At 53.9% G+C, this 13,849-nt stretch carries 11 protein-coding genes and 2 pseudogenes; 8 read left to right on the forward strand and 5 right to left on the reverse strand.

Going from position 1 to position 13,849, the window contains the following annotated elements:
* Positions 1-95 precede the first annotated feature (95 nt).
* From H9L05_RS10875 to queG, 4 genes are all read left to right on the forward strand, one after another.
* The gene (locus H9L05_RS10875; RefSeq protein ID WP_187731028.1) at positions 96-2,087 is read left to right on the forward strand and encodes a cation:proton antiporter; all 1,992 of its coding nucleotides are present in this window, start codon (positions 96-98) and stop codon (positions 2,085-2,087) included.
* A 299-nt stretch (positions 2,088-2,386) separates the two neighbouring features.
* Positions 2,387-3,439, forward strand: a complete 1,053-nt coding sequence (gene ruvB / locus H9L05_RS10880; protein ID WP_133271738.1) for a Holliday junction branch migration DNA helicase RuvB — start codon at positions 2,387-2,389, stop codon at positions 3,437-3,439.
* 239 nt (positions 3,440-3,678) lie between these two features.
* Positions 3,679-4,614: a DKNYY domain-containing protein gene (locus H9L05_RS10885; RefSeq protein WP_187731029.1), complete on the forward strand. Its 936-nt coding sequence runs from the start codon at positions 3,679-3,681 to the stop codon at positions 4,612-4,614.
* A gap of 262 nt (positions 4,615-4,876) precedes the next feature.
* Entirely contained in the window at positions 4,877-5,866 is a 990-nt protein-coding gene (gene queG / locus H9L05_RS10890) for a tRNA epoxyqueuosine(34) reductase QueG (protein WP_187731030.1), read from the forward strand.
* 43 nt (positions 5,867-5,909) lie between these two features.
* On the opposite strand, the gene H9L05_RS10895 is transcribed toward queG, so the two are convergent.
* The 5 genes from H9L05_RS10895 to H9L05_RS10915 form a co-directional block, all read right to left on the reverse strand.
* Positions 5,910-6,098: a hypothetical protein gene (locus H9L05_RS10895; RefSeq protein WP_187731031.1), complete on the reverse strand. Its 189-nt coding sequence runs from the start codon at positions 6,096-6,098 to the stop codon at positions 5,910-5,912.
* Between the two features lie 260 nt (positions 6,099-6,358).
* A complete protein-coding gene (locus tag H9L05_RS10900) occupies positions 6,359-7,240 on the reverse strand; it encodes a ferritin-like domain-containing protein (protein WP_187731032.1) in 882 nt (293 codons plus the stop codon).
* 23 nt (positions 7,241-7,263) lie between these two features.
* Entirely contained in the window at positions 7,264-7,977 is a 714-nt protein-coding gene (locus H9L05_RS10905; RefSeq protein ID WP_187731033.1) for a ferritin-like domain-containing protein, read from the reverse strand.
* A gap of 196 nt (positions 7,978-8,173) precedes the next feature.
* Positions 8,174-9,166, reverse strand: coding sequence for a ferritin-like domain-containing protein (locus H9L05_RS10910; RefSeq protein WP_187731034.1), 993 nt, complete (start codon positions 9,164-9,166; stop codon positions 8,174-8,176).
* Positions 9,167-9,215: 49 nt separating this feature from the next.
* The gene (locus tag H9L05_RS10915) at positions 9,216-9,983 is read right to left on the reverse strand and encodes a ferritin-like domain-containing protein (RefSeq protein ID WP_187731035.1); all 768 of its coding nucleotides are present in this window, start codon (positions 9,981-9,983) and stop codon (positions 9,216-9,218) included.
* A 272-nt stretch (positions 9,984-10,255) separates the two neighbouring features.
* Here H9L05_RS10915 and H9L05_RS10920 point away from each other — a divergent pair, with 272 nt between their 5' ends.
* The 4 genes and pseudogenes from H9L05_RS10920 to H9L05_RS10935 all read left to right on the forward strand — a co-directional run bounded on the left by H9L05_RS10920 (position 10,256) and on the right by H9L05_RS10935 (position 13,799).
* Positions 10,256-11,329: a BatD family protein gene (locus H9L05_RS10920; RefSeq protein ID WP_187731036.1), complete on the forward strand. Its 1,074-nt coding sequence runs from the start codon at positions 10,256-10,258 to the stop codon at positions 11,327-11,329.
* Between the two features lie 62 nt (positions 11,330-11,391).
* Entirely contained in the window at positions 11,392-11,718 is a 327-nt protein-coding gene (locus tag H9L05_RS10925) for a hypothetical protein (RefSeq protein ID WP_223284364.1), read from the forward strand.
* Between the two features lie 208 nt (positions 11,719-11,926).
* Positions 11,927-13,004: pseudogene (aroC, locus tag H9L05_RS10930) on the forward strand (chorismate synthase).
* Between the two features lie 172 nt (positions 13,005-13,176).
* A pseudogene (locus H9L05_RS10935) lies at positions 13,177-13,799 on the forward strand (NifU family protein).
* The last annotated feature ends 50 nt before the right edge of the window (positions 13,800-13,849 follow it).

Consider the following 13,849-nt stretch of genomic DNA (forward strand, 5'->3'; position numbering starts at 1 on the left):
TCTACATGAAGCTGGGCAGTAGGCAAGGCGCCAGGGCAAAATTTGGGGAACTTTACCGTAAAATTGCCCCCAGCTTCGTCATTTACCGCAAATCTATGCACGTTCCCATCTTCTCGGATGTAATCATCATTTTGCTGCTCTCGGTGGGCGTAATTTTGCTGGTGAGCAAGCTGCGGCTGCCTTCTATTGTGGGTTTTCTGGTTACGGGCATCGTGGCAGGGCCGTCGGCGCTGGGGCTGGTGAAGGCCCAGGGCGACGTGGACATGCTGGCCGAGCTGGGCGTGATTCTGCTCATGTTCACCATCGGCCTGGAGTTCTCGCTCTCCAGCCTCTCGCGGCTCAAGCGGGCCGTATTTCTGGGAGGCAGCTTGCAGGTCGGCCTTACCATTGGCGCTACTTACCTGCTGGCAGTGGCATTTGGGTATTCGACGCCCGAAGCCGTATTTCTAGGCTTTCTGCTGGCTTTGAGCAGCACCGCCATCGTGCTCAAACTTCTGCAAGACTGGCTCGAGATGGAGTCGCTGCACGGGCAGGTAATACTGGCCATCCTCATCTTTCAGGACTTGATTGTGGTGCCCATGATGCTGCTCACGCCCATGCTGGCGGGCAAGGGTGCCGGCAATCCTTGGGCCGATCTGGGCTTGCTGGCATTCAAAATCAGTGGGGTGCTGGCGCTAGTGTGGTTTGGGGCACGCTACCTTATGCCGCGCCTGCTGTTCGTGGTGGCCCAAACGCGCAGCCGCGAGCTGTTCCTGCTCACCACCATCGGCACCTGCCTGGGCGTGGCGTGGCTGACGTCTACGGTAGGGCTTTCGCTGGCGCTGGGGGCCTTTTTGGCGGGTCTGATCATCTCCGAATCGGAGTATAGCTACGAGGCCGTCAGCAATATTCTGCCCTTCCGCGAAATTTTCGCCAGCTTCTTTTTCGTGTCTATCGGCATGCTGCTCGACGTTCGGTTTTTCTTGGAAAATCCGCTTACCATCGTGCTCATTACCCTGGCCGTTATGGCCGTCAAGCTCCTGCTCACGGTAGGCGCGGCCCTGGCCCTGCGGCTGCCCATGCGCTCCGTGCTGCTGATCGGGTTAGCCTTGTGCCAGGTAGGCGAGTTTGCCTTTATCCTGTCCAAAGTGGGGCTGGAGGCGGGCCTGATGCAGCAGCGCGAGTACCAGTATTTCCTGGCCGTTTCTATTCTGACCATGAGTCTGACGCCGCTGGTGATGCTAGGCGCCGAGCCTTTTGCCACGTTTCTGCTGCGCCTGCGGATTTTCCAGTCGCTCGACCAAGGACTGCGCATGCAAACCGACCAATTGCCCCCCGACCAGGAGCAGAAGCTCAGCGACCATCTGGTGGTGATGGGCTACGGCTTCAACGGTCGCAACCTGGTGAAAGCCGCCAAATATGCCAAGGTGCCCTACGTAATTATCGAGACGAACCCCATCACGGTGCGCCAAGAGCGGGAAAAAGGTGAGCCTATTCTGTACGGCGACGCCTCGCAGGAACACGTGCTGGAGCAGGCCCACGTAGAGCATGCACGCGTGATGGTAGTCGCTATATCGGACCCGGCCAGCAGCCGCCGCATCGTGGTAGCCCTGCGCAAGATGAACCCCAACTCTTGCATTTTTGTGCGCACCCGTTACATCCACGAGATGGAGGAGCTGTATCGCCTCGGTGCCACCGAAGTGATACCGGAGGAGCTGGAAGCGTCCATCGAAATTTTCTCGCGGGTGCTGGCCAAGTACCTGGTGCCTATGCCTGAAATCGACAAGCTGATTGGCGAGCTGCGCGCCGGGCGCTACGACATGCTGCGCCGCCGCTCCCTCACCGACGGCGAATGGTCGTCGATGCACATTTCCCTGGCTGATGCCGAAATGTCGACTTTCCGCGTTTCCTCCGAAGGAGAGCTGGTAGGCAAAACCTTGTCGGAAACTGAAGTGCGGCAGCGGTTTGGGATTAGCTTGCTCGCCATTCGTCGTGGGGGGCAAATGCTGTATGAGATGACCGGTGATACGGTGATCAAGCCCGATGATACACTCTATATCTTCGGCCCGCCGGAGCGCGTGCAGGAGTTTGCCCGCAGTGCCGATTAGAACGGTGATAACTAAAAAGGCGATTATGCAGCCATCATGTGCCTTTGTCACAATCGAAACAGAACGTCATGCAGAGGCGGAGCCGAAGCATCTCGCATGTTTAGTGAGACTACTAACCTCACATCAGCACGCGAGATGCTTCGGCTCCGCCTCTGCATGACGTTCTTCGATATAGAGGTCAATCTTATTTGCTAAAGTATTTAGTCAACATACGGTATACTAAATATTTTTACTAAAACGGGAAGCATTTTGCCCCCCAAAGCGTTATCTTCACTCAACGCCAAACTTAGTATTACGCCATGCGCGAAGCTTTTCTCACTGGTGGCAACGACCACATGGACCCCTCCGAGAAGGAGATTGACAAGGCGCTGCGGCCGCTCAGCTTCTCTGACTTCACGGGTCAGGATAAAATCGTCGAGAACCTGAAAATATTCGTGGCGGCTGCTCGTCGGCGCGGCGAGGCCCTCGACCACGTTCTGCTGCACGGACCTCCTGGTCTGGGCAAAACCACTTTGTCGCACATCATTGCGGCCGAGCTGGAAGCGGGTATCAAGATGACCAGCGGCCCGGTGCTTGACAAGCCTTCCGACCTGGCCGGCCTGCTGACCAACCTGGAGCCCAACGACGTACTCTTCATCGATGAGATACACCGCCTGAATCCGGTAGTGGAAGAGTACCTGTACTCGGCCATGGAGGATTACCGCATCGACATCATGCTCGATTCAGGTCCGAATGCGCGCTCCGTGCAGATTTCGTTGTCGCCATTTACGCTCATCGGGGCTACTACGCGCTCCGGCTTGCTGACCTCACCGCTCCGGGCGCGTTTTGGTATCAATGCCCGCCTGGAGTATTACGATTCGGCTTTGCTAACCAGCATTGTGAAGCGCTCAGCCGAGATTCTGAATACGCCTATTCACGACGATGCAGCTTTCGAAATTGCCCGCCGCTCGCGTGGTACGCCGCGTATTGCCAACAACCTGCTGCGCCGTACCCGCGACTTTGCCCAGATAAAAGGCACCGGCACCATCACCGTGGACATCGCCCAGTTTGCCCTCAACGCTCTCGACGTAGACCAGAACGGCCTCGACGAAATGGACGTGCGCATCCTGACCACCATCATCGACAAGTTTAAAGGTGGCCCGGTGGGCTTGAGCACTATCGCTACGGCCTGCTCCGAGGAGTCGGAAACTATTGAGGAAGTGTACGAGCCCTTCCTGATTCAGGAAGGCTACATCAAGCGCACCTCCCGAGGCCGCGAAGCTACAGAAGCTGCTTACCGGCACTTGGGTAAGCTCATGCCGCAGCATCTGCGCGGCAACTCGCCCGGCGACTTGTTTGGAGAGCCTGTTTAATTGCGTTTTCGCTGTAAGCAGTAAAGAAAGAGCTGAGAAGCATCTTGAGATGCTTTTCGGCTCTTTTGCTTGCAAGATATTTGTCGCTGGTGCCTGCAAGCTTGGATAGTAGCGTAAAGCAGGCTTATTTGATATGCTACCCGCTATTCACGTAGCCTGCCAGTAGCGGGTATCTAAATGTTGGTGGCAATTATAACAGACATACTGCAATGATAATAAGACAAGTAATAATTTTAGTTATGACAATCTCTATTTTGACGAGTTGCAGACGCGGCTACAAGATTGAAGACGACAAAGTTTATTATGAATCTTGGAATGAAGGAAGTGGTCAAAACAAGCGAATAATTGAACAAGCAGACGCAAAGACTTTTAAAGAATTAACTTTTGACTGCGATTGCGGCTTTAAGTTTGGTAAAGACAAAAATCATCTGTTTATAGACGGAGAACTTATAAAAAATATTGACCCAAACACTTTTAAGTTTATTGGAAATTATATTTTCCGTGACAAAGACTCAGCATATTTTTTTGGTTTTTATAATAACTTAAATGATTGTGTAATTAAGGGTGTTAATCCAAGCAAAATAAAATTGATTAAATATCCTTGGGCAAAAGCGGATAATTTTTTAATCCATGGAGGAGATATTGTAAGTATTGACGATATAAATGAATTTGCTCCTATTGACGATGATTGGGGAAAGACAAAAAAATACATTATTAATAACAATCAAATTTTATACGGAGCAGATGTAGAAACTTTTAAAATCACAAGTGCTTTTCAAGGTAAAGACAAAAAAATTAATTACGAGTTCGGTATTATTAATGAAGACGATTTTAAAAAGATAAGTTTTAAAACCTTTGATTTTGTCAATAAAGATTTCTGTCGAACCGAACCGATTGTGTTTGTTGATGTTTACGACAGTTTAGTTTCATATATAGAAGATAAGAATGAACCTATCGAGATTGTTGAAAAGCTTAAACAAATGGGTTTTATATTGAATAATACGATGTATCTAGATTGGGGTGGAGAATCAAAAATGATCAGGGCTTCTATGATAAGTAGTAAATGTAATTGTATCGTTGAAAAACTTTACCGTTACGATTATGGAAAACCTTCTGAAACAAAAAACATATTTAAAGTGACAGAAAGAATTTACTGTGAACCGAGAGAGAAATAGAATAGGAATAACTGCCACCAACAAGGGTTTTGCAATAGTGGGGCGAAACTGCAAAGTTCAACGGTAGTTCTTTGAGTCAATTGTTGTACAAAATTGAAGATTTGTGTTTCGATTACCCCACCATCGCAAAGCCCCGAGACGTTAGAAGTGTATGTAATGATAGGTACACAATTTCCTTCGCTATAATCAGCCGCTACTGCCTAACTATTGGAACGCTCCGCTACCGGCGGGGCGTTTCGTTTTTTCAGCCAACCTTTGCCTGATGCTTGTCTCCGACCTTATCCGCTCCGAACGAACTGCCTTTATTAAGCGTCGGGCGGCGGAGCTGGGCTTTATGTATTGCGGCATCTCGAAGGCGGAGTTCTTGGAGGAAGAAGCGCCCCGCCTCGAAAACTGGCTCAACCGCCAGATGCACGGGCAGATGGGCTACATGGCCAACCATTTCGACAAGCGCCTCGACCCGCGCCTGCTCGTAGACGGTGCCAAGTCGGTGATTTCGCTGCTGCTGAATTACTACCCCGCCGAGGAAGACCAATTGCCCCCCGACACACTGCAAATCAGCAAGTACGCCTACGGCCGTGATTATCACTTCGTCATCAAGGACAAGCTCAAAACCTTGCTGGCCGATATTCAGCAGGAGATAGGCGAAGTAGGCGGCCGCGTGTTTGTCGATTCGGCGCCGGTGATGGATAAGGTGTGGGCCAAGAAAAGCGGCCTGGGTTGGGTAGGCAAAAACTCCAACCTCATCACGCCCGGCGTGGGCAGCTTCTACTTCATCGCCGAGCTGATCATCGACCTTGAATTGGAGCCAGACGGTCCCATCAAAGACTACTGCGGCACCTGCCGTAAGTGCATGGACGCCTGTCCCACCGATGCCATTTCCGACCCATACGTGGTGGATGGCAGCAAATGCATCAGCTACTTCACCATCGAGCTAAAGGACCAGATTCCGACGGAGGTGGGGGGCAAATTGGGCAACTGGGTATTCGGCTGCGACATCTGCCAGGACGTGTGCCCCTGGAACCGCTTCGCTAAGCCGCATCAGGAGCCGCAGTTTCGGGCTCACCCCCAGCTTAAGGAAATGAATACCAAGGACTGGCAGGAGATTACCCACGAGCTGTTCACGGAGTTGTTTCGGCAGTCGGCGGTGAAGCGCACGGGCTACGCCGGCCTGACGCGCACGATTCAGTTTGTCACGGAGCCCCAAGCCGATTTTCTATACACGGAAAAAGCCCCCCGCGAGGATGCCTGAGTGGCTGCTCGCGGGGGCTTTTTTGGGTACTCTTTACTCTGCTTTAGGCAGCTTGGGCAAAAACGCGGTTGAGTATGCGCTGATAGATGCTCGCGAACTGCTCGTAGCACCAAGTTTTTAATTGCATTAACTCCTCTGGCATAAGCATGCGCAAGGCCTTCCGCAGCTCTTTCTCAAATAGGATTTTGTCGAAGCTTACTTTAAGCAGAATGGTTTTCGCATATTCCAACATCGCAATGAATAGTAATAAAGGTGGGTGGTAAAGGGTAGGACAAGAGGGGTTAGAGGTATACGAAAGCCATATGAAAAGGCTTACTCCGGGGGGCAAAAGGGTTACTATATTTTTAAACAGTCCAACGCCAGTAAAGTATAGTACCAAAGATAAGATGTACCCTAATCGGGTTGCAAGCTCATGGACAAAAAAAGAGCGACGTAAGTCGCTCTTTTGAAGTAGATTAAGTATAAGAATGGGGTTTATCAGTAACTCTCTCGCTAGTACGTGAAAATACTTACCAGTGAGGTAGCCGTGCTGGCTGGGATGGGCTCGTCGAAGGCTTCGGCCACTTTTGCCACTGCTACCACTGTATTTAAAGGGGCCTGATCGAAGGGCACCTGCCGGAGACCCGCCACAAACTGGTTAACCAAACCCTCGCCCGCATATACGGCGTCGGTTTTGCCGGCTACCGCGATGCTGGTATCGGTGGGGCTCACCCAACTCTTCACATTTGCCCCCCGCGCCCGCCGCATACTACGAATATGAGCCGCGTGCCGAGCCTCCACGGAGTGAATACGCAGAGCTGCTTCCAGCAAGGAGTTATCCGTTTGCAGAAAACCAACCTGCCCTTTGTAGGCTCGTACGCCGGCATCTTCCAGGGTCTGGGCTACTTGCAGAAACGTATCGAAATTGGTAAACACATCTGCAAACAGGGCGGGCTGAGCGCCATTCTTGCTGCCTGTAAAGTCGAAGCGGGGCTTGGTGGGCAGTGTGCCACCCGAGGCCTGAATAACGCGCTCCAGGAACCGCACATGCTGCTGCTCGTGGCGATAGATGGTTTCGATAGCGGGGCGTGTGCCGGCCGGAAAAAAGCTGGCAGGTACGCTGGGCGCCCCAGCCACCAACCCCAGGGCGCGGGCGTAAAACTCGCTCTCCAGGTATTCCAGCACAAGCGCGAGGTTCAGGGAGTCGAGGATAGTGCGGATGTCGCGGGCCTGGGCTGGCATAATGGCCGTGCCTAAGGCCACCGGCAACGCCGCCAGCGCCGCCTTCCGGCCTAGCTTGCTCAGGGGGGCAAAAGCGGCCTGCCGCGAGCTCAGGCGGTCGTATAGGGTAGGATCAACTTCGGCCAGATCGGCGAGGAGTTTGAGAATATTCATAACGCGGGAGTAACCGAAGACGCTTAGCCGGGCAGGCTGGCCGCCGAGACAGTAATGTTGAGAAAAGTATTTACCACGGCTATTACCTGAGCAGGCGACTTAGCCGCATCGAGCCCATCAAGCGCGCTGCCATCATTGGCAACTACATCGGCCGCAGCGAAGGAGTTAGGCAGAGCCAAATCACGGACCAGGGCAGCGTGGCGCGCTTCTACTGACGCTATTTTGCCCGCGATGCCCAAGTATACCGGATCGGTGAAAAGCTTGCCGGCGCCGTTATAAGCAGCTACCCCCAGGTCCTCCAGGGTTTGGGCGGCGGCAAATACACCGGCGCGCGTGGTGAGCGTAAGCGAGCCGAAGTTAAATACAGCCGTACCGATGGCGCTCGTGCCCAGCGCAAACTTGAAGAACTCGCGGTGAATAACCTCGTGGTCGCGCATATCGGTGAAGTAGGCCAACTCAGCGGCCGGCATATCGGCGGGGGGCGTGGCTACTACTTTATCGTAGAAAGCGGCCTCCAATTGCTCCAGCAGATAAGCATAGTTGAGCAGGCCGGTGTCGCCGGTGCCGAGAGTAAATGCCTGTTCGGGCGAAACCTCCGGGTTTTCGTCATCCTTGTCGCAGCCCGCCAATACCAAAGCTGATGATGCAGCCGTAGCGCCGGCTACTCTGAAAAAAGTACGTCTGCGCACCGGTCGCGCCGAAAACAGGCGAGAGAAAGAAGTAGATTTCGTATCCATAAAAGCGAAAGAATCAATCTAAAAAAGCCCCCAGAAGCCAAAGCGGGCACAGCACAAGCAAAGATAGCCCGATAAGCCAACTCCGGTTAGGGGTAGGAGCCGGCAAAGCGATAAAGTGTTGCATGGTGGAGCTAAAAAACAAAAAAGGACGACCCGTAGGCCGTCCTTTTTCAGGAAATAACTGTGAGAGCAGCGACTAGATGAACGTGCTGCCAGTGATTACGAACGTACGAGCGATGTCCGATACAACTGGTACAGGTAGCGCCTCATCGAAGGCTTCGGAGAAAGCAGCCGCTGGGAAGTTTAAGGAGGCTAACGCCGTTTGTAGATTCACTCCACCTTGGGTCACATTTTCTTCACCGGGGAAGGTGATAACAGCAGGCGTATAAGCTGGCGCAGCGCCCATAGCGTATACTGGGGCCGTTTGTGCTGGGGCTGGTCCGCCGCCGTCGTTGCCGGAAACCCAGCTCTTTGGCGAAGCGCTACGGTCGGTGCCGGCAGCTGCGGTTTGCGAAGCGGCGTTGTTCATAGCACCGGCACGTCGCATCGTGCGGATACGCGAAGCATGACGAGCTTCTACCGAGTGAATATTCAGGGCAGCGGTTAGCACGTCTTTGTTGCTGGCCAAGTAAGGAGCACCACCTTTATAGGCACGTACGCCTGTATCCTCTAGCGCTTGAGCTACGGCTAGGAAGGTGGCAGGAGCAGTAAATACCGTGGCAAACGGACCACCGGCTGCACCTTTGCCACCCGTAAAGTCGAAGGTATTGGCGGCTGGGGCAGCAATGGCGTTGGTGCCGAGGGCCGTGCGCAGGAAGGCTACGTGCGCGGTTTCGTCGTTACGAATTTTCTCCAGGGCCGCCAGGTTGGTGGCGCTGAAGCCAGCACGCAGGGCAGTTTGTGCAGCGGTAGCCGTAGCGCCCATTGCGCCGAGGCCTTGGTTGTAAAAGGCGGCCTCCAGATATTCCAGCTTCAAAGCGAAGTTGAGAACATCATTTACGCCGGGCGCCATGCTGGTTTGAGCATATGCCTTGTTCAGAACAGCACCGAACGCCATTGGAACGGCGGCGGCAGCCAGAGTTTTGCCCATGCCGCTCATGTGCTTGAAAATGCTGCGGCGGGAGTCAAGACGATCGTACACCTCAGGGTCTACTTTCTCGATTTCAGAAATTATTTGGAAGATGTTCATAACTACAAGTCAATGATTGAGTGGGGATGAAGACTACAAGCAACCTGCTTTAAACAAGGCCGGAAACATTCAGCTTAGAGCCTTCAGCCAAGAAGGTATTGGCTGCCGCTACAACCTCTGTTGGGGTTTTAGATATCTCTAAACCGCTGGAGTTAATCACATCGGTTCCAACGAAATTGCCTTCCATCAGCAAGTCACGGATGATGGCAGCGTGACGGGCTTCTACCGAAACGATTTTGCCAGCTAGCAGCAAATAGAGAGGGCCGTTGCCAGTAGTAGAGATAAATCGGCCGGCACCATTGTAAGCCGATACGCCTAAGTCTTCGAATGCCTTGGCGGCACCCAATACACTAGCCCGATCATTAAAGTTGATAGCGCTGAAGTTTGGAGTGAGGTCCTTAATAATAGCCGTTGGCGCTGCGCCGGTAATAGCGGCCTTAAAGAACTCGCGGTGAATAACTTCGTGATAATAGAGGTCGTCCAGAATTTGACGCTCTGCGCTGCTAGCATTCAGGCCAGTATAGTAAGAGCCCGTCCGCAGCTGCGTATAGAATGCCGCTTCTAGTTGCTCTAAGGCATAGGCATAGTTCAACACGCCAACATCACCTGAACCTACATTGACGGTGGTAGCACCGGGAGTAGGAGCTGGAGGCGTTGGATCGGCGAATACATCATCGTCGTCGCAACCCGATAGAAGTAAAGCCGTGGCGCCAGCCGTAGCACCGGCATACATGAAGAATGAGCGACGCTTGATGGGCACGTATAGCGGCTTATCAAAGCCAGTGTCGTCTCCGCCTGCTTTGGTGATTTTGGACATGAGAAAAAAATTAGGGTGAAAAGTGAGGAAAAGTTTGGGCAATGGCTTTCCAGCACGCCTGTGCAGGCGTTTTTTTGTAATAATCTTAGAAAAGGAGATTATTTAAACACCACTTACGGCTCAGTTCACAGATCGGATTGCGTTAGGTGGTTTTATTTTGTGTAAGTTTTTGTCATAAATGTTAAACAAAACAGCGGTTCAGTTGCAAAACATGGGGCTGCTGGCACTAAACCCACTTTCTGCGTAGCTTTGATAGGTTGTCTTGTGATGCTATGCTCAGTCGTTGGTTTGCTCTTTGGGGGGCTTTTTTTCTGGTTTTGCTGGTCGGAGAGGGCGTTCAGGCGCAAGCTCCTGACCCGAAGGCGCGCATCATTCTGGGCAAAGCAGAATTCCCAATCAATGAATACTACACCATCAGCTTTAGCCTGAGCGGCGCGCCGTTGGAGCGCTATTCAGCCTTCCCCGATCTGGAAGGATTTAAAAAGAGTGGCAAATCGAGCACCACTACCACCCGTATTGTGAATGGGCAAAGCTCGTCGGAGCTGACCATCACGCAACGCTACGCCGCTTATGATGAGGGCGAGTTTGTGGTGAAGCCTTTTACCATGACCGTCAATGGCCTGACGGTGCGCTCAGTGGGCGCCACCCTGACCGTAAAACCCCAGCCAGCCACCGCCTCGGCCCCCGGCACATCCGCTACGCCGGTCCCAGCGCCCGCCCAGGAGGCACCGGGCATCGGCCTGCTGGATCAGTTGTTTGGCAAGCCTAAGCCCCAGGAATATGTGGAGCCCAAGGACAACGCTTTTCTGGCTTTGGTACCCGACAAAACGACCATTTTTACGGGGGAAGGCGTGCATGTTGGCCTGTACTTCTACCTGACGCCCGCCGACCAGGGGCTGCTGGCCTTTCACAACTTTGCCGGTCAGCTCCCCGATATTCTGCGCCAGCTGCGGCAGCCTACAGCTTGGGAAGAGTCGTTCAACGAGCAGGAGATTTATCCCGAAACAGTAGTAGCGGGGGGCAAAACCTACTTGCGCTACCGCTTGTATGAGGCAGAATTTTATCCGCTCAATGCTCAGCCTTTAGTGTTTCCGGAGGTGGCTTTGCAAATGATAAAGTACCGCATAGCCAAAAAGCCCGAAGCGGGCCTCGACAACCGGCTGGCAGGCTACAAAACCTACCGCACCACGGCCCGCACTATTCCGGTGCGGGTGCTGCCGCCTCATCCGCTCCGCGACCAGGTGCCGGTGGGCAATTATCAGCTGCGGGAAGCTATCGACCGCACTGCTTTCCGCACGGGGCAGCCATTTACTTACTCCTTTATCGTGGAAGGGAGGGCAACCTAACCACACTAAATGCCCCCCAGGCGTCGCAACCCGGGCCCGGGCTGGAAATTTACGGGCCCGATGTGCAGCAGGAGCTAAAGCGCCAAAGTGGGAGGGTAGGCGGCAGCAAGCTGTTTCGCTACCGCCTCGTGCCAACCAAGCCGGGTCCAGTGCCGCTTGATAGCTTGTTTTCGCTTATTGTTTTCAATCCGACTACAGCCCGCTACGATACGCTGCGGCCCGAAATTGCCCCCCAGGTGCAGGGACAGAAGCAAGCCGGAGCCGCCTTCCACGCCCGCCCCGACGATCCTTTCTATGAGCAGGTGCTGACTTCCGCCGATAATACCTTGCAGCCGGTGGATGCGTATGCCGCCGTGCGCCGCTACGCCAATATCATTCTGGGGCACTGATTATTCTGGCGGGAATAGGCTGGTGGCGCGGTCGCCGAGTGGAGCCTTAATGCCTTATGAAAGTGAATCGGCGGCGCAGGCTTAAGCAGGTAAGCTGGACTAAACTTGCCTCGCGTCTGACCAGCCCGGGCGCTGCTTTGTTAGTAGCTTTGAGGCCACTTTCGGTTCAGCTTTTGAGGTCAGGCTTCTAACTCCTAGCGTATTTCACATGAGTAACTCTTTCGGTAAGCTATTTCGAATCACCACATTCGGGGAGTCGCACGGGTTGGTATTGGCGTAATAATAGATGGCTGCCCGGCTGGTTTGGCCGTTACCGCCGATACAATTCAGACGGCGCTGGACCGGCGGCGGCCTGGCCAATCAGACCTGACTACACCCCGCAGCGAGGCCGATAAGGTCGAAATTCTATCCGGGTTGTTTGAAGGCAAAACGACGGGCACGCCCATTAGCTTGCTTATCCGCAACCAGGACCAGGCCAGCCACGACTACGCCCACGTAGAGCACGCCTACCGCCCTTCGCACGCCGATTATACCTACGATATGAAGTATGGTCGCCGCGACTATCGGGGTGGAGGCCGCAGCTCGGCCCGCGAAACGGCGGCCCGCGTGGCAGCCGGTGCCGTGGCCGCTCAGCTTTTAGCTCACTATGGCATTGTGGCGCAAAGCTACGTGTCGCAGGTGGGGGCCGTAGCCGTGCCTGTAGGGTATGAGCAGCTCAATCTGAATCTGATAGAAAGCAACGCCGTGCGCTGCCCCGACCCGGAGACGGCCGAGCGAATGATGAGCCTCATCCGCCAGACCCGCGATCGGCAGGATACCGTGGGCGGACTGGTAACGGGCGTGGTACGCGGGGTGCCTGCTGGCTTGGGTGAGCCCGTATTTGATAAGCTACACGCTGAGTTGGGCAAGGCCATGCTCAGCATCAATGCCGTGAAGGGCTTCGAATACGGCTCCGGATTTGAGGGTACGCTGCTATTCGGCTCAGAGCATAACGACGCCTTTTATACCGATGAAGCTGGCGCCGTGCGCACCCGTACTAACCACTCGGGAGGCATTCAGGGGGGATTTCGAATGGGCAGGATATTTATTTTCGGGTGGCCTTCAAGCCCGTAGCGACCATTTTGCAGCCCCAAACGACCATCAATGACCAAGGCGAGGAAATTACGCTGGCCGGTAAAGGCCGCCACGACCCGTGCGTGCTGCCCCGCGCCGTGCCCATCGTGGATGCCATGACCAACTTGGTGCTGGCGGATATGCTGCTGCGCAGCCGGGCTAACAAGGTATAGCGTAGGAACAGTGACGCGCGACGTAAAACGCGGTGGCCCCGGCATTCCCTGCCGTTTTGGTATCTTTGCAACATCCAGCGGGCGTCGGTGGTTTTAGCTCTAACAGGCTAGCAATTCACCGTTAACCTGCGTAATTTCTCTTCGTATTCTCGCTTTTAAGCCCTTCAACCTTATGGCTGAACTAACTGCCCCGGCCGCTCCGGTTTCTATATACGCCGAAGCCAGCCCCAATCCCGAATCCATGAAATTCGTGCTCAACACCCAGTTCCTCAGCGAAGGGTGAGCGTGGATTATCCTAACCTGGAAGCTGCGGCGAACTCCCCGTTGGCGCAGGAGCTGTTCAACTTCGACTACGTGGGTCGTGTGTTCATTGCGGCCAACTTTGTTACGATCACCAAGACCACTGATCATCAGTGGGCACACCTCATTCCGGAGCTTCGCAGCTTCTTGAAGTCGTATGTAGAGGCGGGTGGTCCTATCTTCCTCGTTGATCCGGCGGCCGAGCAGAAGGCCGCGCAGGAAGAGGCCGCCAACGGCAGCCACTCCGAGCAGGATCAGCAAACGAGCCAGAAGATTATTGACTTGCTCGAAAATTACGTGCGCCCAGCTGTGGAGCAGGATGGAGGCAATATCACCTTCAAAAGCTACCAAGATGGCATCGTGACCGTGAACCTACAGGGTTCGTGCTCCGGTTGCCCATCGGCTACTGTGACGCTCAAGTCGGGTATCGAAAACCTGCTGAAGCGTATGGTACCCGAGGTAAAAGAAGTAGTAGCCGAAGGCATTACGATCTAACAAACCGTTCAAGTTTACCAACATAAAAAAGCCCCCAGAATATTTCTGGG

The sequence above is a fragment of the Hymenobacter qilianensis genome (assembly GCF_014489555.1).
Lineage (GTDB): Bacteria > Bacteroidota > Bacteroidia > Cytophagales > Hymenobacteraceae > Hymenobacter > Hymenobacter qilianensis.